The sequence below is a fragment of the Phenylobacterium sp. LH3H17 genome (assembly GCF_024298925.1).
Classification (GTDB): Bacteria; Pseudomonadota; Alphaproteobacteria; order Caulobacterales; family Caulobacteraceae; genus Phenylobacterium.
On sequence record NZ_CP101283.1, the window covers coordinates 1,607,789 to 1,630,376 of the forward strand.

24 protein-coding genes are annotated in these 22,588 nt (G+C 68.5%); 14 read left to right on the forward strand and 10 right to left on the reverse strand.

The features are described 5' to 3' along the window. The first annotated feature begins 6 nt into the window (after positions 1–6). Complete coding sequence (locus tag M9M90_RS07770) at positions 7–699, forward strand: PepSY domain-containing protein (protein ID WP_254836590.1); 693 nt, start codon at positions 7–9, stop codon at positions 697–699. A 174-nt stretch (positions 700–873) separates the two neighbouring features. Here M9M90_RS07770 and M9M90_RS07775 read toward each other — a convergent pair whose 3' ends face one another. From M9M90_RS07775 to M9M90_RS07800, 6 genes are all read right to left on the reverse strand, one after another. Next, positions 874–3,159 (reverse strand): NADP-dependent malic enzyme, encoded by a 2,286-nt coding sequence (locus tag M9M90_RS07775; protein WP_254836591.1) that lies wholly within the window; start codon positions 3,157–3,159, stop codon positions 874–876. Positions 3,160–3,170: 11 nt separating this feature from the next. Then, a complete protein-coding gene (locus M9M90_RS07780; RefSeq protein WP_371876909.1) occupies positions 3,171–3,488 on the reverse strand; it encodes a DUF983 domain-containing protein in 318 nt (105 codons plus the stop codon). 53 nt (positions 3,489–3,541) lie between these two features. Continuing rightward, positions 3,542–4,183 carry a methyltransferase domain-containing protein gene (locus M9M90_RS07785; RefSeq protein WP_254836593.1) on the reverse strand — a complete coding sequence of 214 codons (642 nt, stop codon included), beginning with the start codon at positions 4,181–4,183 and terminating at the stop codon, positions 3,542–3,544. Then, positions 4,180–5,862, reverse strand: coding sequence for a SulP family inorganic anion transporter (locus M9M90_RS07790; protein WP_254836594.1), 1,683 nt, complete (start codon positions 5,860–5,862; stop codon positions 4,180–4,182). Before M9M90_RS07790 ends, M9M90_RS07785 begins: the two co-directional genes overlap by 4 nt. Next, positions 5,852–6,130: a helix-turn-helix domain-containing protein gene (locus M9M90_RS07795; protein WP_254836595.1), complete on the reverse strand. Its 279-nt coding sequence runs from the start codon at positions 6,128–6,130 to the stop codon at positions 5,852–5,854. Before M9M90_RS07795 ends, M9M90_RS07790 begins: the two co-directional genes overlap by 11 nt. A 125-nt stretch (positions 6,131–6,255) precedes the next feature. Then, positions 6,256–6,705, reverse strand: a complete 450-nt coding sequence (locus M9M90_RS07800; protein ID WP_254836596.1) for a hypothetical protein — start codon at positions 6,703–6,705, stop codon at positions 6,256–6,258. A 310-nt stretch (positions 6,706–7,015) separates the two neighbouring features. On the opposite strand from M9M90_RS07800, the gene M9M90_RS07805 reads away from it, so the two are divergent. Further along, positions 7,016–7,429 carry a hypothetical protein gene (locus M9M90_RS07805; RefSeq protein ID WP_254836597.1) on the forward strand — a complete coding sequence of 138 codons (414 nt, stop codon included), beginning with the start codon at positions 7,016–7,018 and terminating at the stop codon, positions 7,427–7,429. Between the two features lie 63 nt (positions 7,430–7,492). Beyond that, on the forward strand, positions 7,493–7,744 hold the full coding sequence (locus M9M90_RS07810) for a helix-turn-helix domain-containing protein (RefSeq protein WP_254836598.1): 252 nt from the start codon (positions 7,493–7,495) through the stop codon (positions 7,742–7,744). 28 nt (positions 7,745–7,772) lie between these two features. Here the strand turns inward: M9M90_RS07810 and M9M90_RS07815 are convergent, their stop codons facing one another. Continuing rightward, entirely contained in the window at positions 7,773–8,363 is a 591-nt protein-coding gene (locus tag M9M90_RS07815; RefSeq protein ID WP_254836599.1) for a spermidine synthase, read from the reverse strand. Positions 8,364–8,712: 349 nt separating this feature from the next. Here M9M90_RS07815 and M9M90_RS07820 point away from each other — a divergent pair, with 349 nt between their 5' ends. Both M9M90_RS07820 and M9M90_RS07825 read left to right on the forward strand, forming a co-directional pair. Beyond that, positions 8,713–9,432, forward strand: coding sequence for a sensor histidine kinase (locus M9M90_RS07820; protein ID WP_254836600.1), 720 nt, complete (start codon positions 8,713–8,715; stop codon positions 9,430–9,432). Between the two features lie 229 nt (positions 9,433–9,661). Beyond that, the gene (locus M9M90_RS07825; protein ID WP_254836601.1) at positions 9,662–12,256 is read left to right on the forward strand and encodes a cation-translocating P-type ATPase; all 2,595 of its coding nucleotides are present in this window, start codon (positions 9,662–9,664) and stop codon (positions 12,254–12,256) included. Here the strand turns inward: M9M90_RS07825 and M9M90_RS07830 are convergent. Beyond that, positions 12,181–12,705: a pyridoxamine 5'-phosphate oxidase family protein gene (locus tag M9M90_RS07830; RefSeq protein ID WP_254836602.1), complete on the reverse strand. Its 525-nt coding sequence runs from the start codon at positions 12,703–12,705 to the stop codon at positions 12,181–12,183. The two genes, M9M90_RS07825 and M9M90_RS07830, sit on opposite strands and share 76 nt — an antisense overlap. 145 nt (positions 12,706–12,850) lie before the next feature. Between M9M90_RS07830 and M9M90_RS07835 the strand changes: the two genes are divergently transcribed. Then, a complete protein-coding gene (locus M9M90_RS07835) occupies positions 12,851–13,831 on the forward strand; it encodes a zinc-dependent alcohol dehydrogenase family protein (protein WP_254836603.1) in 981 nt (326 codons plus the stop codon). A gap of 66 nt (positions 13,832–13,897) precedes the next feature. On the opposite strand, the gene M9M90_RS07840 is transcribed toward M9M90_RS07835, so the two are convergent. Further along, positions 13,898–14,437 carry a hypothetical protein gene (locus M9M90_RS07840; RefSeq protein WP_254836604.1) on the reverse strand — a complete coding sequence of 180 codons (540 nt, stop codon included), beginning with the start codon at positions 14,435–14,437 and terminating at the stop codon, positions 13,898–13,900. A 26-nt stretch (positions 14,438–14,463) separates the two neighbouring features. Beyond that, entirely contained in the window at positions 14,464–14,715 is a 252-nt protein-coding gene (locus tag M9M90_RS07845) for a hypothetical protein (protein WP_254836605.1), read from the reverse strand. Between the two features lie 213 nt (positions 14,716–14,928). On the opposite strand from M9M90_RS07845, the gene ccoN reads away from it, so the two are divergent. Genes ccoN through ccoS form a run of 8 tightly spaced genes read left to right on the forward strand, consistent with a single transcriptional unit; the run spans position 14,929 to position 22,585 of the window. Further along, the gene (ccoN, locus tag M9M90_RS07850; RefSeq protein WP_371876925.1) at positions 14,929–16,494 is read left to right on the forward strand and encodes a cytochrome-c oxidase, cbb3-type subunit I; all 1,566 of its coding nucleotides are present in this window, start codon (positions 14,929–14,931) and stop codon (positions 16,492–16,494) included. A 12-nt stretch (positions 16,495–16,506) separates the two neighbouring features. After that, positions 16,507–17,241: a cytochrome-c oxidase, cbb3-type subunit II gene (gene ccoO / locus M9M90_RS07855; protein ID WP_254836606.1), complete on the forward strand. Its 735-nt coding sequence runs from the start codon at positions 16,507–16,509 to the stop codon at positions 17,239–17,241. After that, complete coding sequence (locus M9M90_RS07860; RefSeq protein WP_254836607.1) at positions 17,238–17,417, forward strand: cbb3-type cytochrome c oxidase subunit 3; 180 nt, start codon at positions 17,238–17,240, stop codon at positions 17,415–17,417. The genes ccoO and M9M90_RS07860 overlap by 4 nt, the downstream gene beginning before the upstream one ends. After that, positions 17,404–18,270, forward strand: a complete 867-nt coding sequence (ccoP, locus tag M9M90_RS07865) for a cytochrome-c oxidase, cbb3-type subunit III (protein WP_254836608.1) — start codon at positions 17,404–17,406, stop codon at positions 18,268–18,270. The genes M9M90_RS07860 and ccoP overlap by 14 nt, the downstream gene beginning before the upstream one ends. A gap of 7 nt (positions 18,271–18,277) precedes the next feature. Beyond that, a complete protein-coding gene (ccoG, locus tag M9M90_RS07870) occupies positions 18,278–19,774 on the forward strand; it encodes a cytochrome c oxidase accessory protein CcoG (RefSeq protein WP_254836609.1) in 1,497 nt (498 codons plus the stop codon). Positions 19,775–19,803: 29 nt separating this feature from the next. Beyond that, entirely contained in the window at positions 19,804–20,250 is a 447-nt protein-coding gene (locus M9M90_RS07875) for a FixH family protein (RefSeq protein ID WP_254836610.1), read from the forward strand. After that, the gene (locus tag M9M90_RS07880) at positions 20,247–22,433 is read left to right on the forward strand and encodes a heavy metal translocating P-type ATPase (RefSeq protein ID WP_371876926.1); all 2,187 of its coding nucleotides are present in this window, start codon (positions 20,247–20,249) and stop codon (positions 22,431–22,433) included. The genes M9M90_RS07875 and M9M90_RS07880 overlap by 4 nt, the downstream gene beginning before the upstream one ends. Next, a complete protein-coding gene (gene ccoS, locus M9M90_RS07885; protein ID WP_254836612.1) occupies positions 22,421–22,585 on the forward strand; it encodes a cbb3-type cytochrome oxidase assembly protein CcoS in 165 nt (54 codons plus the stop codon). Before M9M90_RS07880 ends, ccoS begins: the two co-directional genes overlap by 13 nt. The last annotated feature ends 3 nt before the right edge of the window (positions 22,586–22,588 follow it).

Consider the following 22,588-nt stretch of genomic DNA (forward strand, 5'->3'; position numbering starts at 1 on the left):
ATCCCGATGTTCCTGATCCGCACATTGCACAAATGGTTCGGCCTGATCCTCGGACTGCAGTTCGTCCTCTGGACGATCAGCGGCGCGATGATGGCGCTGCTCGACCATGACCAGGTCTCGGCCGAGCACTCCGTCCGCGAGCCGGCGGCGCTTGTGGTTCCCGCCGACACCCTTCCCCTGGCCCGGATCGCAGAGGCCGTCGGCGGCCCTATCATGGGGCTGCGCCTGAAGGCCCTGGGCGATGGGTTCGTCTATGAAGCGGCCACACCATCCGGCGTGAAGCTGATCGATGCGAAGAGCGGCCGGCCTGTCGCCATCGACGAGGCGAGGGCAGGGGCCCTGGCCGCCGCCGCCTTCAGCGGCTCGGAGCCCGCGGCCTCGGTGCGCAGGGTGGACACCGCCGACGTCGAGACACGCAACCTGCCGCTTCCGCTGTGGCGCGTGGAGTTCGCCGACGCCGAGCGCACGACGCTCCTCCTGTCGTCGACCAATGGTGACGTCCTCGAACGCCGCAACAACAGCTGGCGGCTGTGGGACGTGTTCTGGATGATCCACATCATGGACTACACCAAGCGCGAGAGCTTCAACCACCCGCTCATCATCGCCGTGACCTCGGGCGTCGCCTGGCTTGCGCTGAGCGGCCTCATCCTGCTTGTCCACAGCTTCCGCCGGCGCCCACCGCCCATCGTCGTCAGCTAAGCGATGGCAAGCGCGAGCATGAGCACCGCCATGCCGCTCGCCAGCACGATGACGATCATCCACCCCCTCCGGGTAAGGTGGTTCCAGTGATGGCGACGCCAGGAGCGGCGTCTGAGAATGCGCATGTCGACAAACTCGGGTTGGGATGGCTTGGACGTCGCGACGACGAGGTCGTCAGGGAGTGGCGGCCTGCCGCGCCTCGAAGGCGGCAAGCGCCGCCATGGTCACGATGCGCGAGACTGAGTCGCCCAGTCGGCAAATCTGCACCGGCCGCGCCAGCCCGCGCAGGACGGGACCGATGACCGGCGCCTCTCCCAGGGCTTGAACCAGCTTTGTCGAGATCGTCGCCGAATGGAGGGCCGGCATGACCAGGACGTTCGCCGGCTCGGTCAGGCGCTGAAACGGATAGCTGGCCCAGAGTTCCGGATCCAACGCCACGTCGGGCGGCATCTCGCCCTCGTACTCGAAGTCGACGCCCCGCTGGTCCATCAACGCGATGGCGTCGCGCACGCGCTGAGACAGCGCCCCACGCGGATGGCCAAAGCTCGAATGGGACAGGAACGCCACGCGTGGGACATGACCGAGTTCGCGCACGGCCGCGGCGGCCTCGCAGGCGATTTCGACGAGGTCCTGGGCGCTGGGCAGTTCGCTGATCGAGGTGTCGGCGACGAAGATCGTTCGGCCCCTGGCCAGGAGGACCGAGAAGCCGATGACCCGACCGCCGGGCGCCTTGTCGATCACCCGGCAGACCTCCTCCAGGCACTGGTCGAAATTCCGGGTCACGCCCGTGACCATCGCGTCAGCATCGCCAAGCGCCACCATGGCGGCGGCGAAACTGTTGCGGTCCAGGTTGATCAGGCGTTGAACGTCGCGCCGCAGGAAGCCTTCCCGCTGCAACCGACCGTGGACATAGTCGACATAGGCCCCGTTGCGATCCGACAGCCGCGCGTTGACGACCTCGATCTCGAACTCCGAGGCGTCGAGGCCCAGTTCCAGCGCGTTGCTCCAGACCTGGGCCTCCCGGCCGACCAGGATCGGCACGCCCAGACCCTGGCTGGCGAAGGCGTGCGCCGCGCGGATCACCGAGGGTTCCTCGCCCTCCGCGAAGACCACCCGCTTCATGGGCGCGGAGCGGACGGCCTCGGTGATGTTCTGCAGAAAGCCCGCCGACGGGTCGAGCCGGCGCCTCAGCTCGGCGCGGTAGTCGCCCATGTCGGCGATCGGGCGACGCGCCACGCCGCTGCGCATGGCCGCGTCGGCCACGAACGGGGGGACATACCAGATCAGGCGCGGATCGAACGGCGAGGGAATGATGTAGTCGCGACCGAACTTCAGCTTACGACCCTGATAGGCCACGGCGACCTCGTCGGGGACGTCCTCGCGGGCGAGCAGGGCGAGCGCCCGGGCCGCGGCGATCTTCATCTCCAGATTGATCGACCGCGCCCGAACGTCCAGGGCGCCGCGGAAGATGTAGGGGAACCCCAGGATGTTGTTCACCTGGTTGGGATAGTCGGACCGTCCCGTGGCGACGATCGCGTCCTGCCGGACCTCAAGGACCTCCTCCGGGGTGATCTCCGGATCCGGATTGGCCATGGCGAAGATGATCGGGTCGGCGGCCATCGACGCCACCATGGCCTTGGTCAGGACCCCCTTGGCGGAGACGCCCACGAACACATCGGCCCCGACCAGCGCCTCGGCCAGGGTCCGGTGAGGCGTGTCGGTCGCGTGGACGGACTTCCACTGGTCCATGCCAATCTCGCGACCGCGGTAGACGACCCCGTCGATATCGACCAGGGTCGTGTTCTCGGGGCGCACGCCCAGCGCCTTCATCATGGTGATCGAGCCCAGGCCCGCCGCGCCGGCGCCGCAAAGCACCAGGCGAAGGTCCTCCATCCTGCGCCCGGTGACCTCGCAGGCGTTGATCAGGCCCGCCGCGCAGATGATGCCGGTGCCGTGCTGGTCGTCGTGGAACACCGGAACGTCGAGCAGGTCCTGAAGTTCGGCCTCGATCCGGAAGCAATCGGGACTGGAGATGTCTTCCAGGTTCACGCCGCCGAAGGTGGCGCCGATCTGGCGCACGACCTCGATGAAGGCGTCCGCATCGCTGGTGGCGACTTCGATGTCGAAGGAGTCCAGGTCGGCGAAGCGTTTGAAGAGGATCGACTTGCCCTCCATGACCGGCTTCGACGCCAGGGAGCCCAGGTTGCCGAGCCCGAGGATCGCGGTGCCGTTGGAGATCACGCCGACCAGATTGCCCTTCGACGTGTAGTCATAGACCGCGTTTGGATCCTCAGCGATCTTCAGGACCGGAGCGGCGACCCCGGGCGAATAGGCCAGGCTCAGATCCTGCTGGGTCGCCATGGGCTTGGTCGCGGCGATGGCGATCTTCCCGGGCTGGGGATAGCGGTGAAAGTCGAGGGCTTCCCGCTCGGCGCGGGCGCGCCGCTCTTCGATGGTCATGCTGCGGCCCTTCAGGCGTTGGGAGTCTTGCCGAGCGACCAGAGGACGCCCACGACCGCGCCCTTGACGATCGGCAGGACCGTCAGGGTGAGCGCCGCGAGCGCTGGAAGCAGGATCGCCAGCAGCAGACCGGTCGGGATCGTCCAGATGACCTGGAAGGCGAGAAGCGGCGCAACCACCAGGTGGCCCACGATCAGGATGGTGAAATAGGGCGGAGCGTCATCCGACGGATAGCGCCCATTGTCATGGCCGCAGGCCTCGCAGACCGGCCGCACCTTCAGATAGGCGCCGAAGAGCCGGCCGTCCCCGCAGTTCGGACAGCGGCCCAAGGCCCCACGCTTGAGACCCAGAAAGGTCGCCTGGGCTTTTGTTCGGCGCGGGATCATGGCGCCGTGGCGCCGCGAGCGGTCACGAGTATCCGATTGCCGGCGCCGTACTCCTCGCTAAGCGCCACGGCGTCGAAGCCGCCCAGTCCGAGAGCGCCCTGGAACGTCCGCCAGGCGCATCCGCCATGGAGCCAGCTGGTCACGTTGATGACGACCATGCCCCGCGGGCGAAGCACCCTGGCCACATCCCGCCAGAAGGACGGGGACAGATAGGCCCTGGGCGTCTCGATGGAGTCCTGGAAATCGATGAGGACGCCGTCGAAGGAGGCCGCCGCGGCGAGTTCGACATAGGCCGCGGCGTCGCTGACGATCACGTCGAGGCAGGGGGGCGCCCGAAAGAAGAGCTGCGCCAACGGCTTGGCGCAGGGGTCGCTATCGACGGCGAACACATCCACGCCGGCCCTGTGCAGCATGGTCGAGGCCGCGCCGCCGCCGTGGCCCAGCACGAGCGCCTGACGAACCTTCTCCTGCAGCAGGACATCGACCGCGGCGGTGACATGCGGCGCGAGGTTTCGGCCGGCGGCGTCGATCAGGGTTTGGAGCACCCCATCTTTAACATAGCCGACGGCGCGATCGGCCCTGCGCAGCAGGACCGTCACTTCGCCGCCAGCCGTCTGGACGGTTCGCAGCGGGATCATGCGACCGCGGCCGTTGCGGCGCGAGCGGCGGCGAAGTCCGGCACGAACCCGACCCTCTCCAGGACGTCTGCCTCCACCGTGCGCAGAAGGTTGGCCCGCACGCTGTCGCTGGCGCCGCAGACGATGATCTCGGCGCCGTCCCGGATCGCGCGGTGAAGGAACGAAGAGAGGGCGGCGGCTCCGGTTGGATCGACCAGGGGGACCTCTTCGAACCTCAGGATGTAGCGTCGGCTGCGGCCGCCGATCTGGTCGAGGGCGTCCTTCAGCACGCTGGTGCTGCCGAAGAACATGGGTCCCCTGAAGGTGATCACCGCGGTGTCGTGCGGCAGACCCTCGTGCGGCTCGTAGGCCGGCTCGTCCGCGCGGCTGAAGTCGTCCCGGTCGCCATCGATGAGGCGCGGGCCGCCGCCCTCCACGGTGGAGAGCTGGCTCATGCGATGCATGAACACGAAGGCGGCCAGCACCATGCCGACCTCGATGGCCAAGGTCAGGTCCACGACGACGGTCAGACCGAAGGTCAGCAGCAGGACGGCCCGGTCGCCGTTGGACGTGCCGAGCAGCAGCCGGAAGCGTTGCAGTTCGGCCATGTTGATCGCGACCACCACCAGGATGGCCGCCAGGGCCGCCAGCGGCACGAACCTGGCGAGGGGCGAGAGCAGCAGCATGAAGAGCAGCAGGAAGGCCGCGTGCAGCATGCCGGCCACCGGAGAATGGGCGCCGGCGCGGATATTGGTCGCCGTGCGTGCGATGGCGCCGGTCGCCGGCAGCCCGCCGAAGGCGGCCGAGCTGATATTGGCGATCCCCTGCGCCACCAGCTCGATATTGGAGCGATGCCGCCGGCCCGTCATCTGATCGGCGACGACAGCCGACAGCAGCGACTCGACCCCAGCCAGCAAGGCGATGGTGAAGGCGCTCGGCAGGACGTCCCGCGCCTTGGTCCAGGACCAGAAGTCCAGGCTCGGGGCGGGCAGGGTGGAGGACACGCCCCCGAACCGCGTGCCGATCGTCTCCACAGGCAGGGCCAGCAGGCTGACGATCACCGCGGCGGCGACCGTCACCACCAGGAACCCGGGAACCTTCGGCGCCAGACGCCTCAGGACCATGATCGCAGCGAAACAGGCGACCGCGAGCGCCAGGGTGGGAAGGCTCAGGCTGGCGCGCGCCGCCCAGAGCGCCTGCAGCTTGGGAAGGAAGTCGGCGGGGACGCGCTCGATCGAAAGACCGAAGATGTCCTTCAACTGGCTGACCAGGATGATGGTGGCGATGCCGGTGGTGAAGCCGGTCGTGACCGGATCGGGAATGTACTTGATCAGGGTCCCGATGCGCAGAAGCCCAGCGGCGATCAGGATGACGCCGGCGATCGTCGTGGCGATCAGCAGCCCGTCATATCCGTGCTTGGCGATCACGCCATAGACCACGACGACGAACGCTCCCGTCGGTCCGCCGATCTGGAATCGGCTGCCGCCCAGGAGTGAGATCAGGAAACCGGCGACCACCGCGGTGATCAGGCCGCGCTCGGGGGTGGTTCCGGACGCGATCGCCAAGGCCATGGCCAGCGGCATGGCGACGATCGCCACCGTCAAGCCCGCGACGACGTCGCCGCGGAATGGCGACAGGCCATAGCCCTGACGCAGGACCGTCACGGTCTTGGGAATGAACAGCCGCCAGTCATGCGACATGGAGCGGACGCCTCTTCTCGGACCTGGCGATCAATCGCACGCCACGGCCCACGCCGGCGCTTGGCGCGCCGTCCGCGATCAGTTCGACCCCCGCAGCGTTGAGGGCGTCAACCACCTTCTCCAGGCTGTCGACCACGGCGCGGACCGAGCCCTCGGATGATTCCATCCTCTGGATGGTCGGCAACGACAGTCCCGACAGCCGGGCCAGGTCGCGTTGGTCGAGACCGAGCAAGGCGCGGGCGGCCCGCATCTGGGCGCCGGCGATCATGGTTTGGCGTCCCCGCGGGAAAATACCCTAGCTGTCATGACGAGCCTCCGAGGCGCCGTTGCGGACCTGCGGCGCGATAAGGATGGGATTGAGCCGGTTCATGGGACTGGCGCCACCGGGCCCGCTCACTGGGCGACGGGCGCGGACGGCGGCGGCGCCGAACGCGCCTGCCGGTAGACCGCGCGCAGGGCGCCGCGCAGGGCGGGCCTGGCCGCCACGAAGCGGATGTATCGCGAGAGCCGGCTTGGCTCGAAAGGCTTGATGAGCATATGGGCGTCCCGCGGAAGGCCGTCCGTCGCCTCTGACGCGGGCGTGACCACGATCTGGATCCGGGGCGCCAGCGTCCTGGCTTGCCGAGCGACGTCGCAGGTCGCCATCCCGTCGGTTTGAGGGGCGATCACCAGGACGTCCGCCGACAGGCCCTGTTCGATCGCCGCGAGGGCGGGGGCTCCATCCTCGTACTCAACGACACGCATGCCGTCATGCCGCAGTCCGGCGGCGAGCCGGCCACGAAGCTCTCCGTCGTTCTCCACCAGAACGATGGTCGGTCGGTCGCTGGCGACGTTCGGCGGCATGGCGGACTCTTGGAGGGCGAGCGCGACCGGGATAGCCGAGCCATGTGCAATCTCACACCGATGGAGTGATATGTCAAATATCACCAAGAATGTTTTGAAGATCAATACATTGTCTTTAGGGGCTCCTCAAGCCGTTCAGAATATCACCTGCGCCGATGCCGGGGGTTCCCGTGCGACGGTTTCCGGAAATTCATGAAGGGTGCCTATTCACATATCGAAGTCGATATGCAAAACATCAGTGATGCTTGGAGGTGGGGCGCATGGCGGCGCTCGACCCCTCCGTGAGGGTGGTTGCCTGTTGGACTGCGCGATGGATTTCGCCCGGCTGAGAAGATCGCTCCCCCTGTTCGAAGGGGAATCGCTGCTGGAGGGATGGGCGGCGGTGCGCATGACCTCAGGAGAGGGCTGCCTGGGGCTGGTGACGGTGACCAACTGGCGGCTGATCTTCATCGATAGCGCGCTGCGCCTGTCGGCGATCCCCATCGCGAAGATCGACGAGGTCGCCATCCCGTCCGCCGGGCGCCTGACGATATGCGCCTGGTACGACCGGATGGACCTCGTGTTCGATGGCTCGGCCGCGGCGCGATCGGTGCTCAATCTCCTGCGCCAGGATCCGAAATACGCCGCGCGCGAACGCATAGCGGGCGCGGCGGGGACCACGGGCGATCGCTGCGAGCCGATCGCCGCAAGCCCAAGCCACGATCCGCGCCTGGTCACGTCCTAGCCGCCGGCGCGAAGGCCCGACTGATGACTTGATGATGCGCTGGACATCATTATAGACACGGGAATGATCACGGGTTCACAGATGAAGGCGGCGCGCGCGCTGCTCGGGATTGACCAGAAGGAGTTGGCGCGGCTGGCCAACGTATCGCTGCCCACCATCCAACGGATGGAAGCCAGCGACGGGATCGTGCGCGCAGTCGTCGACAGCCTCGAAAAAGTGGTCAACGCCATCAACGCGGCCGGCGTGGAGCTGATCGCCAGTGGTGCGCGGAGCGAAGGCGAGGGGCGCGGCGTGCGGCTTCTCGAGCGCAAGTAGCTCGACGAGGCGAACCGCGGGTTGCGGCTCAACGGCCGGGTTTGGACCGGCAGACCACCAGGGTGTTGCCGACATCCTCGGCCAGCACGGGAACCAGTCGGGGCGTCAGACCTGCCCTCCGCAACGCCCGGGCGATCCACTGCGCGGGCCACGACGCCGTGCAGTCGGCCACGTTCCAGACAATCAAGCCGCCGGGCGAGATCACCCCGGCGAGCAGTTCACCGATATCGCTCGTCAGCATGGCGCCCGGAATCTCCGTGCCGCTGAAGACGTCGATGGCGACGGCGTCCCAGCGCCGTTCCGTCGTGCGCAGGAAGGTCAAGGCGTCGGCGTGGATGCACTCGACGTCGGCCGGGAGGTGGAACCATCGCCGCGCGATTTCGAAAGCCATAGGCCAGTTGTCAACGGCGGTGACCTTCGCACCGCGTCGGCTGAGCTGGGTCGCCAGGGCCCCGCCCGCGGTCCCCAGCAGCAGGAGATTCTCGCGATCCTTGAGCGCGGCCTCCATGGCCGACACGTATTGCAGGAGGTTGACGCCCTCGGCGTCCACGTGGGTGTAGAGCGCGCCGTCTTCGAAATAGAAGCGTGACCCGTCGTCGACCGCTTCGAAGATGCGCACCCTTCTGTCCACGTCATCGCATTGGACAAGCACCTTCATAGCGCCGACTCCCCCGAAGACCCCACGCAACGTTCGCCGGGGCGACGAGAAGGTGAACCTGGGGAATCGCCGGAGGGAATATCATGCATGATGTCGAAAACATCAATGATGATGTGAAGGACCTTGGGGGTTATCTCGCGCGCCGTCGTCGAGATCGGGGTGCGGGGTCCGCCAAACCTCCGCTTAAGCCGGCGGGCCTCGGCAGCTCAGGCTGGGCGATCTTGACCACGGTCAAAACCACGCGGGCGGCAGACGCGTAGTGTTAACCGTTCGCGTCGGCGCGCCGCCGGTAGCGGATGGGGAGATCGCCATGCCCGACGCCGTTGCCGATAGAGGCGCCGCGGACGTCCGCCTGGGCCCGACGACCCCCATCAGTCGAGGCGGCTTCTGCGACGACTGCCGCCTTCTCGAAGAGGCCAATCATCGGATCGCCAACCATCTCTCCATGCTGGCCGCCTTCGCGCGCCTCAAGGCCATCGAGGTAGCTCGCCCGTCCTCCTCCGAGCTGACGGGTGAATCCGTCCAACTGCTCCTTGAGAGCATCCGGGTTCAGATCGAGGCGGTCGCCCGGCTGCATCGGTCCTTGGCCGGGAACGGCAGGCGCGCATCCGCCGACCTCGGCGAACATCTGCACGAGGTCTGTGCGCCGCTGGAGTCGCTCCTGACCGGCGGGATCGAACTGATCGAGGACTTCGCGCCCGGATGCCTGGCGCGCCCCGACCAGATCCTTCCGCTCACCCAGATCGTTTCCGAGGCGATCACCAACGCCGTCAAGCATGCCTATCCGTCCGGACAGACGGGCAAGATCCTGGTTCGGTGCCGCCAACCTGGGCCCGGCGCGCTTGTCATCGAAATCGCCGATGATGGACCGGGGCTCCCGGTGGCGGTTGATACGATCTCGGGCGGCGGGCTGGGCCTGCGCCTGATGCGCGCCCTCGGCAAACAGCTTGGCGCGCGCATCGCGTTCAAGTCCGAGGGCGCCGGTCTGACGGTTCTTGTCACGCTCCCGTCGGCGCTCGACCTGGCTTGATGGCGGCCTGTGGCCAAGGCGCGTCGGGGCCGGGCGCTACGGCGTCGCGGCCTCGCGAGAAGAGTTGGACGCGGTCGGCTTTCCCATCATCGGGGCGCATGACCAATCCCGGTCGCGGGAAATCGTCCTGGCCGGAGCGACCGACCACATTCTGGTCGAGCCGGCTACACCCGTTCTGATATCCCACCAGATGGACCCTGCGCGAGGCGGGATCGAGCCGGGATCGAACATGGCCGCCGAACCACTGCGAGGACTGAGCGAAGACGAGGCGGCGCTGCGGCTGGGTCAGGACGGCGCCAATGAGCTCCCGCGCGCCGCCGGACGGGGGCTCCTGCGGATCGCCGCCGAAACCATGCGCGAGCCCATGTTCATCCTGCTCATGGTCGCGGCCGTCCTTTACCTCGTCTTGGGCGACCTGGGCGAAGGCCTGTTCATCCTGGCCGGAGCGCTGGCCACGATCGGCCTGGTCATCCTGCAGGAGGCGCGCAGCGAACGGGCGATGGCCGCCCTTCGCGACCTGGCTCAGCCCGTCGCGCGGGTGATCCGAGGCGGCGCCGAGCGGCGGATCCCGGCCCGCGAACTGGTGGTTGGCGACGTCGTTCTGGTGGGAGAGGGCGAGCGGCTGCCGGCCGACGGCCTCTTGGTGGCGGGGGACATGCTGGGCGTCGATGAGTCGGCGCTGACCGGTGAGTCCGCGCCGGTGTCGAAGAGATGGGCGCAGGCCAGCGAGACTCTCAACAGCGATGCGGCGCCCGGCGCGGAACTCGGCCCGCACCTGTACGCGGGCGCGCTCGTGGTGCGAGGGCAGGGCGTGGCGCGGGTCACCCGCACGGGCGCAGACACGGCGCTGGGCCGCATCGGCGCCTCGCTCGCCGCCATCGTCCAGGAACCCACGCCCCTGCAGCGCAAGGCCGGCCGGCTGGTGGGCCTGCTCGGTTTGCTGGCGCTCGGCTACTGCGTTCTGGTGGCCGTCGCCTACGGGCTGATCCGCGACGACTGGGTGGGCGGCGTACTGGCCGGCGTGACCGCGGCCATCGCGTTGGTCCCGGAAGAGTTCCCGATGGTCCTGGCCGTCTTCCTGGCCCTGGGCGCCTGGAGGCTGGCCACCCATCGGGTGCTGGTCCGCCGAAGCGCGGTGATCGAGACGCTGGGCGGGGCGACCGTGCTCTGCGTCGACAAGACGGGCACGCTCACAGAGAACCGGATGGAGGTCGCGCGCCTCTGGACCGAGGCGGGCGACATCGCGATCGAGGACCCCGGGACCCTGGCGGACGAAGCGGTTCAACTGCTGCGATTGGCAGGCCTGGCCTCGGCCGTCCGTCCGGTCGATCCCATGGACCGGGCGATCCGCGATCGCCTGCGCTGGGCGCCCGCCGAGCCTGGACCTGAGGCCTCCGAACCCGAACGTTGCTGGCCGCTGCAACCCGACAGGATGGCGGTCATCCAGGCTTGGCGGAAAGACGGCGCGGCGCGGCTTGCCGCGGCCAAGGGCGCGCCGGAAGCGATCTTCCACCTCTGCAGGCTGTCAGAGCGCGAGGTCAGGCGTCTCCACGAAGTCGTCGACGACTTCGCCCGCCAAGGCCTGCGAGTACTGGGCGTCGCATCTGCCCAGATCGAAGGCGAACCTTCCGACGACCCACATTCCATGGCGTTCCAGTTCGCCGGCCTGGTCGGCTTCCTCGATCCGGTCCGCGCCGACGTGCCGACCGCCTTGCGCGAGGCGCACGCCGCCGGGATATCGGTGGTGATGATCACCGGCGACCATCCGGCGACCGCTCGCGCGATCGCCGAGACCGCCGGGATCGACATCGCCGTGGGGGTACTCACGGGCCCCGAGGTCGCCGCGATGTCGACACCCCTGCTCCGCGAGCGCCTTCGGACCGCGCGGGTCTTCGCCCGCATGGTTCCGGAGCAGAAGCTCCGGCTGGTGGAGGCCCTCAAGGCCAATGGCGAGGTCGTCGCCATGACCGGAGACGGGGTCAACGACGCCCCGGCGCTGGAGGCGGCCCATATCGGCGTCGCCATGGGGAAGCGGGGGACCGACGTGGCCCGCGAGGCCGCCGATCTCGTGCTGCTGGACGACAGCTTCGTCGCGATCGTCGGCGGGGTGCGCCTGGGCCGCCGCATCTTCATGAACCTGCGCAAGGCGCTGACCTATGTCACCGCCATCCACGTGCCCATCGCCGGGCTGGCCCTGGGCCCAATCGTCCTGGGCATGCCGCCGCTGCTGTTTCCGATGCATGTGGTCTTGCTGGAGCTCGTCATCGATCCGATGTGCGCCCTGGTCTTCGAAGGCGAGCCAAGCGAAGCCGACGCCATGACACGTCCGCCGCGGCGCCCGGACGAGGCGCTGTTCGGGCCCGCCCAGCTCGCCCTGGCCCTGGCCCAGGGCGGCGGGGTGCTTTTGGGCGTGTTCGGCGTCTACGCCTGGGCGCTCGAAGTCTATCCTGAACCGCAAGCCCGAGGGGCGGCTTTCATCGCGCTCGTCGGCGGCAATCTCGTGCTCGCGCTCGCCGACACGGTGTCGGTCGGCGGGCGGCTGCTCGCAACGCATCGCTGGGCCTACTGGTCGATCGCCGCGGCCGCCTCGGGCGTCTTGGCCTTGGTCATGGCGGTCCCGGCCCTGGCCAAGGTGTTCAGCATGGCGCTTCCGGATGCTCGGCTGCTGATCCTGGCCCTCCTGATCGCCCTGGTGAGCGGCGGCTGGCTCGGCCTGGCGCTTCGCCTGCGAGCCCGCAGCCGGTCGGGTCAGGCCGGCACGCGTTCGACGCGCCAGTCTTCGATGACCCGGACCAATACCCGGCGCCCGGGCGGGGTGGCGTAGTCGATCACCGAGACGATCTGCGGCCGCGCCTCCAGCACCGCCACATTCGCCGAACTGGGATGGGGGGTGAAGGCGGCCTGCGCGGGTTGGCCCCAGATCAGCTTGTTGAGCTCCAGGATCAGATCGGGCTCGAGAATCTCGCTCACGCGCGCAGCCATGGACAGACCGCGAACCGGCGCCGCTGGGCCGGTCCCGCCGCCGATGGCGATGGACACCCGCGGGTCGCGGCTGATGTTGGCGAACTTCTGGCTGTCGCGGGCCACGACGAAATAGAGGGCGCGACCCCGCCGCAGATAGTTCACCAACGTGACCTGAGGCCAGCCGTCGGGGCGATTGACAGCGAGGCTCATCAGCCGGTTCTCGTCCAGGATCTCGATGATCAGGCGTTGAATTTCGTGTTCGTCGGCGCCGTCGATCTCGACGGGCGCGGGGACGCTCTTTGCGGTCATCGTCGCCTCCATGGGGAACCCGGGGCAGGGTGAGTGTCGGCTCGCGCGGCCGACGCGGCTTTGACAGCGCTCAAGGCCGATCGGACGATCCTGCGACGAACTGACGGCGCATTATCGCGCGGAAGAGGGTTGTATTGTGTTCGCCATGGCGCTCGCGGAAATTGGGCGGCTGGAGGCGGTCCGGCGCGCCGATCCGCATCCTGGGCCGGGCGAGATCGCGCTGCAGGTCAAGGCCTGCGGCGTCTGTCGCACCGACCTGCATGTGGTCGATGGCGAACTGGCGTCTCGCCGCCGCGGCGCGATCCCGGGCCATGAGATCGTCGGGCGCATCGTCGCCCTGGGACCAGGCGTGACCGATCTTGAAGTCGGCCAGCGCGTCGGGGTCGGTTGGCTCGCCCAAACCTGTGGCCGCTGCCGCTACTGCCGGGACGGCCAGGAGAACCTTTGCGACGATGCGCTGTTCACCGGCTGGACGCGCGATGGCGGTTACGCCGACCAGGTCGTCGTCGACGCGCGCTTCTGCTTCCCGATACCCGAGGTCTACGCCGACGCCGAGGCCGCGCCGTTGCTATGCGCCGGCCTGATCGGGTTTCGCGCCTGGCGCATGGCCTGCGAGGGCGGCCGCGTCGAGCGCCTGGGGCTCTTCGGGTTCGGGGCGGCGGCCCACCTGTTGGCGCAGCTGGCGATCTTCGAGGGGCAGGCGGTTTACGCCTTCACCCGCCCCGGCGACGCCGCAGCCCAGGACCTGGCGCGCGACCTGGGATGCGCGTGGGCGGGCGGATCGGATGAGCTGGCGCCGGCGCCGCTCGACGCGGCGATCATCTTCGCGCCTGCGGGCGACCTGGTCCCCATCGCCCTGCGCGCCGTGCGCAAGGGCGGCGCCGTCGTCTGCGGCGGTATCCACATGAGCGACATTCCGTCCTTCCCTTACGCCCTGCTGTGGGAGGAACGCAGGCTGTTTTCGGTGGCCAACGTCACCCGCGCCGACGCCGCGGCCTACTTGCCCCGCGCGGCGAGGGCCGGGGTCCGCGCGCACGTGGTGACCTACCCCTTGGAGCAGGCCCAGCAGGCCCTCGACGATCTGCGACGCGGCGCCTTTGCCGGCGCCGCCGTGCTGCAGCCATAGATGGCGGGCGTAAGGGCCAGCGCGGACCGGGCAACAACGGCGAAGTCCTTCTGACCCAAGTTGGTCTCAGTTCGACGGGGGGCCGGCTGTCCGATGGGCGGCCGCCTTGATCGTCTCCAGCGCCTTGTTCGCGGCGGCCGCGGCGAGTTTGGCGGCGTCCCGCGCCGCCCGAAGCGTCTCTTTGGTGGTGGCTTGGTCGGCGGCTTGGACGGTCTTGGCGGCGACGGCGGCTTCCTGTGCGGCGTGACGGGCCGCCGCGACGGAACGGTCGGCCGCGATCCGGGTGTCCGAGGTCGCCTGGGCGAACGCGGTCTTCGTCCTCTGAGCCGCGACGATCGCCGCGGCCTCAGTCTCGCCGGCGGCTATCCTTGAGGCTTCGCTGCTTTCCCTGGAGAGATCGCGCAAGGCGGCCTCGGCCTTGTCCAGCGCTCGCGCGGCGGCAAGGGAGGCTGCGCTGGCGGCGTCAATGGCCCTGTCGGCCGCGGTTCGCGCCCGGGCGTCCAATGCCCGGACCGTGTCCTGAGCCGTGGCCGGTTGCGCCAGCGCCGAGGCGGCCGGAACCCAGAGGGCGATCACCGCGGCGATCATCAGAATTCGCTTGCCCATCAGAGGTCTCCAGGTGCGGGGGAGGGTCAGGCCGACGGCCGCGGCCGATCGCGGCTGCGAAGACCTGCGCCAAACAAGAACAGGCTGGTGACCAGCAGGACGGCGGCGAGCGGACACCAGGCGCAATGAACCTCGGCCGATCGGCCGCAGATGACGCCCAGGGCCTCTAGGGACCGCGCGTGAAGCCAGGCCATGTCGAGGCTGATCGCCGCGCCGACCAGGCACGCGCTTGCGGAAATCATCCGGATATCGGTCAATGTGATCGCTGCGGCCCGCATGGTGTCTCCTGATGGCGCCCGCAGGCTGGCTGGGTCCGCTTGCGCGTGCCTTGACTGAAATCAATGCCATCCGGCCCCCAACGGTGTGATTGGCGGCTGGCGTCACAGCGACTCACGGGGAACATGACTACTCAACCGGCACAAACAGACGCGGCGCCGCTGAACGCCGTCCTGCTCTATGCGCTGACGGGCCTGCTGGCCTTCGGCGCCCTCATGGCTACGGCATTTTCCGACGACCGGCTGTTCCGGTTCCATGGCTGGATATTCATCGCCGCCTTCGTGGCGGCGCTCAGCGCCATGACCGTGGGATTGTCCTCGGGCCGGCTTCGCTCGCCCCAGAACGAGTACGCCGACGGCGTGGTCCGCGCCGGCGTCATCGCCACCATGTTCTGGGCCATCGCCGGCCTGCTGGCCGGCGTGGTGATCGCCGCCCAGCTCTCCTGGCCGACCATCTTCTACTTTCCCGAGGCGGGCTGGCTGAACTTCGGACGCCTGAGGCCACTGCACACCTCGGGCGTGATCTTCGCATTCGGCGGCAACGCCCTGATCGCGACCTCATTCTATGTCGTGCAGCGCACCTGCAGGGCGCGCCTGGCCGGCGGGGCCTGGCCCTGGTTCGTGTTCTGGGGTTACCAGCTGTTCATCGTGCTGGCGGCCACCGGCTACCTGGCCGGCATCACCCAGTCACGGGAATACGCCGAACCTGAGTGGTACGTCGATCTGTGGCTGACCGTGGTCTGGGTCGCCTATCTGCTGGTCTTCCTGGGCACGATCTGGAAGCGCAAGGAGCCGCATATCTATGTGGCAAACTGGTTCTACCTCGCCTTCATCATCACCATCGCGATGCTGCATGTGGTCAATAACCTGGCCATGCCCGTCAGCCTGCTGAGCAGCCACAGCTACTCCCTGTTCGCAGGTGTGCAGGACGCTCTGATCCAGTGGTGGTACGGCCATAACGCGGTGGGCTTCTTCCTCACCGCCGGGTTCCTGGCGATGATGTACTACTTCGTGCCCAAGCGCGCGGAGCGGCCGGTCTATTCATACCGCCTGTCCATCGTCCACTTCTGGTCGCTGATCTTCATCTACATCTGGGCGGGTCCCCACCACCTCCACTACACGGCCCTGCCGCAGTGGGCCCAGACCCTTGGCATGACCTTCTCGATCATGCTGTGGATGCCGTCCTGGGGCGGGATGATCAACGGCCTGATGACGCTCTCGGGCGCCTGGGACAAGCTGCGCACCGATCCGGTCCTGCGGATGATGGCGGTCTCCATCGCCTTCTACGGCATGTCGACCTTCGAAGGCCCGCTGATGTCCATCCGCGAGGTCAACGCGCTCAGCCACTATACCGACTGGACCATCGGGCACGTGCATTCCGGCGCGCTCGGCTGGGTCGGCTTCATCTCGTTCGGGGCGGTCTACTGCCTGGTCCCCTGGCTGTGGAAGAAGGACCGGCTCTACTCCAACGCTCTGGCCGAGTGGCATTTCTGGATCGCAACCCTGGGGATCGTCCTCTACATCTGCGCGATGTGGGTCTCCGGCATCATGGAAGGCCTGATGTGGCGCGAGTACACGCCCCAAGGTTTCCTCGCCAACTCGTTCGTCGAGACCGTGTCGGCCAAGCACATCGAAAACGTCATCCGCACCCTCGGAGGTCTGATGTACCTCACCGGCGCGCTGATCATGTCTTACAACCTGTGGCGTACGATCCGCATGCCGAGCCAGGCGCCCGTCGCCCAGGCCGCCGGTCCCGCCCCCGCGCTTGTCGCGGCCGAGTAGGGGACTCCAACCATGTGGAAACATCACACCAAGCTTGAGCGGAATTCGCTGCCGCTCGTCCTCGGGATCCTGATCGTCGTCTCCATCGGCGGGATGGTCGAGATCGCGCCGCTCTTCTACCTGGAGAGCACGATCGAGAAGGTGGAGGGCGTGCGCCCCTACACCCCCCTCGAGCTCGAAGGCCGCGACATCTATGTTCGTGAGGGCTGCTACCTCTGCCACTCGCAGATGATCCGGCCCCTGCGCGACGAGGTCGAACGCTACGGCCACTACAGCCTCGCCGCCGAGAGCATGTACGACCACCCCTTCCAGTGGGGGTCCAAGCGCACCGGGCCCGACCTGGCGCGGGTGGGCGGAAAGTACTCCGACGCCTGGCATCGCGACCACCTGATCGATCCGCGCTCGGTGGTGCCGGAATCGGTGATGCCGCCCTACGCGTTCCTGGCGGACAAGCCGCTCGACTATCGCGACATCCAGGCGAAGATCCGGGCCATGAACAAGGTCGGCGTCCCCTACACCCAGGAGATGATCGACAGCGCCAAGGAGGACCTGGAGACCCAGGCCGATCCCTTCGCCGGTTCCGCCAAGTTCCTGGCCCGGTACGGCGCCAAGGCCCAGCAACGCGACTTCGACGGAAATCCCAGCCAGATCAGCGAAATGGACGCCCTCGTGGCCTATCTCCAGATGCTGGGGACCCTGGTGGACTTCAAGACCTATCGGGCCGAAGCCCCGGAGAACCAGCGATGAGCGGCCTTACCTACGAAACCGTCGCGCAGTTCTCCCAGCAGGGCGGGTTGATCTACTTCGGCGCCCTCTTCGCCGGGGGCGTCGCCTACGCGCTCTGGCCCAAGAACCGCGAGGCGTTCCAGCGCCTGGCCCACCTTCCCCTGCAAGATCATGAGGATCCCGATGTCGAAGCGTGAGTCCGACGAGGTTACGGGCGTCGAGACCACGGGCCACGAGTGGGACGGCATCCGCGAACTGGACAATCCCCTGCCGCGCTGGTGGCTTTGGGTGTTCTACGCGAGCATCGCGGTCGCCGCGGTCTACTGGGTACTCATGCCGTCCTGGCCAGGCCTGACCAGTTATTCCAAGGGGATCCTGGGACAGTCGGACCGCCAGGCGGTCGTCGGCGAACTCCAGGCGCTGACAGCCGAGCGCGGCGCCCAGGCGGCACGCCTGCGCACCGCCTCGCTGGACGAGATCGAGCGTGATCCGGAACTGCAGGCCTACGCCCAGGCGGTCGGTCAGTCGGTGTTCGGCGACAACTGCGCCACCTGCCACGGCACGGGCGGTGTCGGCGCCAAGGGTTACGCCAACCTGCGCGACGACGTCTGGCTCTGGGGCGGCGAGCTGGCGGACATCCACCGGACCATCCAGGTCGGCGTCCGATCGGGCGGCCCCGATGCGCGGTTCTCCCAGATGCCGGCCTTCGGGCGCGACCAGATGCTGACCCCGGCCCAGGTGGACGACCTGACCGAATTCGTGGTGGCGCTCTCGCGTCGGCCGGCCGACGTCGCCGCCGTTCGGCGCGCCGCCCCGGTCTATGTGGCCCAGTGCGTCGCATGCCACGGGGTGAAGGGTCTGGGCGACCAGAAGCAGGGCGCCCCCAATCTGACCGATCAGGAGTGGCTGTACGGCTCCACCCGCCAGGCCATCCACGACCAGATCTGGAACGGGCAGGGCGGTGTCATGCCGGCCTGGAAGGACCGCTTCGATCCTGAAACCCTCAAGGCGCTCGCCGTCTACATCCACGCCAACGCCGGAGGGCGATAGTCCGGCGATGACCGTGGTGATCGACCGGTCGGGCCCAACCGCCGCCAGGACCTCGCCGGTCTCGGCGGCGGCCAAGGCGCGGGGACCGGCCTATGTGACCGGGCTCTACAAGCCGCGGCAGCCCATCTATCCGAAACTGGTCCACGGGCGCTGGCGCGCCATCAAGTGGGCGCTGCTGATCGCGACCCTGACCATCTATTATGTGACGCCCTGGATTCGCTGGGAGCGGCCCGGAACCCTGCCGGACCAGGCGGTGCTGGTCGATTTCGCGGGCCGGCGGTTCTATTTCTTCTGGATCCAGCTCTGGCCGCAGGAAGTCTACTTCCTGACGGGCCTGCTGGTGCTCGCAGCCCTGGTCCTGTTCCTCAGCAACGCGCTCTTCGGACGGCTGTGGTGCGGCTATTCCTGTCCCCAGACGGTCTGGACCGACCTGTTCATCCACGTGGAGCGATTGTTCGAGGGCGACCGCAATGCGCGCATGCGGCTGGATGCGGCGCCCTGGTCGCTGAACAAGGCCTGGCGAAAAATCGGCAAGCATGCGGTCTGGCTCGGGATCGCGTTCGGCACAGGCGGCGCCTGGATCTTCTACTTCCACGATGCGCCGACGCTGATCCGCACGTTCTGGATCGGGCAGGGGCCGCTGACCGGCTACATCTTCTGCGCCCTGTTGACCTTCACGACCTACGTCTTCGCCGGGTTCATGCGCGAGCAGGTCTGCATCTACATGTGCCCCTGGCCCCGCATCCAGGGCGCGATGCTCGACGAGCATTCGTTGCAGGTGACCTATCGCTACGATCGAGGCGAACCGCGCGGCGCGCACAAGAAAGGCGCCGACTGGACGGGCCGGGGCGACTGCGTCGATTGCGCCCAATGCGTGACCGCCTGCCCCATGGGGATCGACATCCGTAACGGGCCGCAGCTCGAGTGCATCAATTGCGGACTCTGCATCGACGCCTGCGACGAGATCATGGATCGGGTCGGACGGCCAAAGGGTCTGATCGCCTTCGATACGGACGCCGCGGTCGAGGCGCGCGCCGCCGGCAGGCCGGCCATCTACAAGCTGCTGCGCCCGCGGACCGCCTTCTACGGCGTCGCCCTCGCCGCGGTGTCGGGCGCCATGGCCTGGGGATTCAGCGTCCGGACCACCCTCGACCTCCATGTGCTGCGCGACCGGAACCCGGTGTTCGTCCGCCTGCACGACGGTGCGGTCCGCAACGGCTACACGCTCAAGATCGTCAATCGCGGGTTCGAGGATGAGACCGTGATTGTCGCCTTCGACGGCCCGCCGGGCGCCAGGATCAAGACCCCGGCCGCCGCTTCGAGCGGCGCCAGCCTGACGGTCGTAGCGCCGGCCAACGAGGTTCGGGCGCTGCGTGTTTTCGTCACCCTGCCGCCCCAAGCCCTCAGCGCGCCCAACCTGCCTGCGAGCTTTGTCGTCCGAACCTCGAAAGCCGAGGCGCGCGTCGAGACCACCTTCCTGTCGGGAGCCGCGAACACGCCATGACAGCTGCCCCTCGCTCCGCTGGCTTTCGCGTGACCGGCTGGCATGTCCTCATCGCCGTCGTCGCCTTTTTCGGGATCGTGATCGCGGTCGACACCATCTTCGTGGTCAACGCCTATCGCACCTTCCCGGGCCAGGTCTCGGCGACCCCCTACGAGGACGGTCTGCGGCACAACCGCTCCGTCGCCCGGCTGAAAGCCCAGTCCGCGCTGGGATGGCGCGCCCTGGCCGCGCCCACCCAGGGTCGGGTCGAGGTCGAGATGGTCGACCAGACCGGCCAGCCGATCCGGGGCCTGGCGCTGTCGGGCGACCTGCAGCGGCCGGCGACCGAGACCGGTCGCATCGTTCTCACGTTCACCGAGGTTTCACCGGGACGCTACTCGGCGCCTGCGGCGCCCGCGCCAGGCGTCTGGGACCTTCGGTTCACGACCACCGGGGCGCAGCCCTTCGAAGCGGAGCGGCGCCTCACATGGCCCTGACCTCCGATTACACGCCGAGACAGGACTTCTCGGCCTTCCTGCGTCCAAACGAGGGCGGCGGCGAGCGACTTGATCTGTTGGTCCAAGGCGCCCGCTGCGCCGGCTGCATCTCAAAGATCGAGGGTCAGGTGAGGGCGCTCGCCGGCGTGGATTCCGCGCGCATGAACCTCACGACCGGCAAGCTTTCGGTCGGGTTCGCGGATGCTGGCGGCGACCCGGCCCTGGTGATCGAGACTCTGGATCGCCTGGGCTATCCCGCGACGCTCTTCGATCCGGCCAAGTCCGCCGCGGCGCACGACGCCGAGGGGCGCCGCCTGGCCATGGCGCTCGGCGTGGCCGCCTTCGGGGCCGGCAACGCCATGATGTTCTCCGTGCCGATCTGGGCCGGGCTGTTCGGCCAGGAACTGGGTCCGGCGATGCGGACCATGATGCAGTGGATGAGCGCGGCGGTCGGCGCGCCCTGCGCGATCTATGCGGGCATGCCGTTCTTCACCTCGGCCTGGCGCTCGCTCAAGGCCCGGCGGGCCAATATGGACGTGCCGATCTCCATCGGCGTGCTGCTGACCCTGGCGATCAGCTTCGTCGAGACCGTGCTGGGCGGCGCCGACACCTATTTCGACGCGGCGGTTTCGCTGCTCTTCCTGCTGCTCATCGGCCGGTGGCTGGATCATCGCCTGCGCGCCAAAGCGCGCAGCGCGGCCGGCGACATCCTGGCGCTCCAGGCGCCGGTCGCCGCCGTCATCGGCGGGGACGGGCAGGAACACCGGCGACCGATCGCCGACATCGTTCCGGGCGATCTGCTTCTCGTCCGTCCGGGCAACCGCATTCCGGTCGACGGCCGGATCGAGGCGGGCCAGTCGTCCCTCGACAACGCCCTCCTCACCGGCGAGACGGCGCCTGTCCTGGCTCGGGTCGGCGACACCTGCCGGGCTGGGGCGCTTAACCTCACGGGGACCCTGCGCCTGCTGGCCACGGCCACCTCCGAGGACTCCGCCATCGCCGACATCGCCCGGCTGGTGGAAGCCGGCGCGCAGTCGCGCTCCCGCTACGTCCAGCTCGCGGACAAGGCCGCGGCGCTTTACGTGCCCGTGGTCCACAGCGCCGCGGCCCTGACCTTCGCCGGCGGAATGATCCTGGGAATGGGACCGCGCGAGGCGCTGCTGCGCGCGGTCGCCGTCCTGATCATCACCTGTCCCTGCGCGCTCGGCCTCGCGGTGCCCGCGGTGCAGGTCAGCGCCTCGGCGCGGCTCTTCCGCCGCGGCGTGCTTGTGAAGTCCGGGGCCGCCCTGGAGCGGCTGGCTGAGATCGACCATGTCATCCTCGACAAGACCGGCGTCCTGACCGAAGGGCGTCCACGCCTTGTCGATCCGGTTCCCGCGGCGGTGGCTCTGGCCGCGCCCCTGGCGCGGGCCTCGGCCCATCCGTTGGCTCGCGCGCTTGCCCTCGAGGCGGGACCCACGATCATAGCCGACAAGGTGATCGAGACGCCCGGCCAGGGTGTCGAAGGCTTCATCCGGGGTCGCCGGGCCCGCCTGGGCCGGGCCGCCTTCGTCGGCCTGACGGGCGCCGGGCACGGCGAGACCGAGCTCTGGCTGGCGATCGAGGGCGAGCCCAGGATCCGCTACGTCTTCCAGGATAAGCTCCGGGCGGACGCCGGCGCCACGGTCCAGGCCCTGTTGGCCCGCGGACTGAGCGTCGAGATCCTGTCCGGCGACGGGACCGATCCGGTTCGACACGTCGCGGAAGCCGTCGGGGTGACCGCCTGGCGCGCCGGCCTCACCCCGGCCGAGAAGGCGCAGATCGTGGCTCAGCGGACGGCCGAGGGCCGCCGCGTGCTGATGGTCGGTGATGGGCTCAACGACACCGCGGCGCTCGCCAACGCACATGCGGCCATGGCGCCGGGCACGGCACTCGACGCCAGCCAGAACGCGGCGGACCTGGTGTTCTCGGGCGAGGGCCTCGATGCGGTGGTGACGGCCTTCGACACGGCGCGCACCGCGCGGCGGCGGGCGCTGCAGAACTTCGGGTTCGCGGCGGCCTACAACCTGATCGCCGCGCCGGCGGCCATGGCGGGCCTAATCAACCCCTTCGTCGCGGCCTTGGCCATGTCGGGTTCCTCCCTCGCCGTGACGCTCAACGCCCTGCGCATGGGCGCCGGAGGCGGGCGGCGATGGACATCCTGATCTTCCTGGCTCCGGCCTCGGTCTTCCTGGCCCTCATCGGCCTCGCCGCCTTCCGATGGACGCTGAGGAGCGGCCAGTACGACGACCCGATCGGCGACGCCGAGCGCATCCTGGCGAAGGACCCGAAGGACGCACCGCTGACCGACGATTGACCG

Bases quoted from the DNA above. Each gene is read 5' to 3' on its own strand.
- M9M90_RS07770 (WP_254836590.1), top strand. From the start codon at position 7: ATGTTCCTGATCCGCACATTGCACAAATGGTTCGGCCTGATCCTCGGA.
- M9M90_RS07775 (WP_254836591.1), bottom strand. From the start codon at position 3,159: ATGACCATCGAAGAGCGGCGCGCCCGCGCCGAGCGGGAAGCCCTCGAC.
- M9M90_RS07785 (WP_254836593.1), bottom strand. From the start codon at position 4,183: ATGATCCCGCTGCGAACCGTCCAGACGGCTGGCGGCGAAGTGACGGTC.
- M9M90_RS07790 (WP_254836594.1), bottom strand. From the start codon at position 5,862: ATGTCGCATGACTGGCGGCTGTTCATTCCCAAGACCGTGACGGTCCTG.
- M9M90_RS07795 (WP_254836595.1), bottom strand. From the start codon at position 6,130: ATGATCGCCGGCGCCCAGATGCGGGCCGCCCGCGCCTTGCTCGGTCTC.
- M9M90_RS07800 (WP_254836596.1), bottom strand. From the start codon at position 6,705: ATGCCGCCGAACGTCGCCAGCGACCGACCGACCATCGTTCTGGTGGAG.
- M9M90_RS07805 (WP_254836597.1), top strand. From the start codon at position 7,016: ATGGATTTCGCCCGGCTGAGAAGATCGCTCCCCCTGTTCGAAGGGGAA.
- M9M90_RS07810 (WP_254836598.1), top strand. From the start codon at position 7,493: ATGATCACGGGTTCACAGATGAAGGCGGCGCGCGCGCTGCTCGGGATT.
- M9M90_RS07820 (WP_254836600.1), top strand. From the start codon at position 8,713: ATGCCCGACGCCGTTGCCGATAGAGGCGCCGCGGACGTCCGCCTGGGC.
- M9M90_RS07825 (WP_254836601.1), top strand. From the start codon at position 9,662: ATGGCCGCCGAACCACTGCGAGGACTGAGCGAAGACGAGGCGGCGCTG.
- M9M90_RS07830 (WP_254836602.1), bottom strand. From the start codon at position 12,705: ATGACCGCAAAGAGCGTCCCCGCGCCCGTCGAGATCGACGGCGCCGAC.
- M9M90_RS07835 (WP_254836603.1), top strand. From the start codon at position 12,851: ATGGCGCTCGCGGAAATTGGGCGGCTGGAGGCGGTCCGGCGCGCCGAT.
- M9M90_RS07840 (WP_254836604.1), bottom strand. From the start codon at position 14,437: ATGGGCAAGCGAATTCTGATGATCGCCGCGGTGATCGCCCTCTGGGTT.
- M9M90_RS07845 (WP_254836605.1), bottom strand. From the start codon at position 14,715: ATGCGGGCCGCAGCGATCACATTGACCGATATCCGGATGATTTCCGCA.
- ccoN (WP_371876925.1), top strand. From the start codon at position 14,929: ATGGCTACGGCATTTTCCGACGACCGGCTGTTCCGGTTCCATGGCTGG.
- ccoO (WP_254836606.1), top strand. From the start codon at position 16,507: ATGTGGAAACATCACACCAAGCTTGAGCGGAATTCGCTGCCGCTCGTC.
- M9M90_RS07860 (WP_254836607.1), top strand. From the start codon at position 17,238: ATGAGCGGCCTTACCTACGAAACCGTCGCGCAGTTCTCCCAGCAGGGC.
- ccoP (WP_254836608.1), top strand. From the start codon at position 17,404: ATGTCGAAGCGTGAGTCCGACGAGGTTACGGGCGTCGAGACCACGGGC.
- ccoG (WP_254836609.1), top strand. From the start codon at position 18,278: ATGACCGTGGTGATCGACCGGTCGGGCCCAACCGCCGCCAGGACCTCG.
- ccoS (WP_254836612.1), top strand. From the start codon at position 22,421: ATGGACATCCTGATCTTCCTGGCTCCGGCCTCGGTCTTCCTGGCCCTC.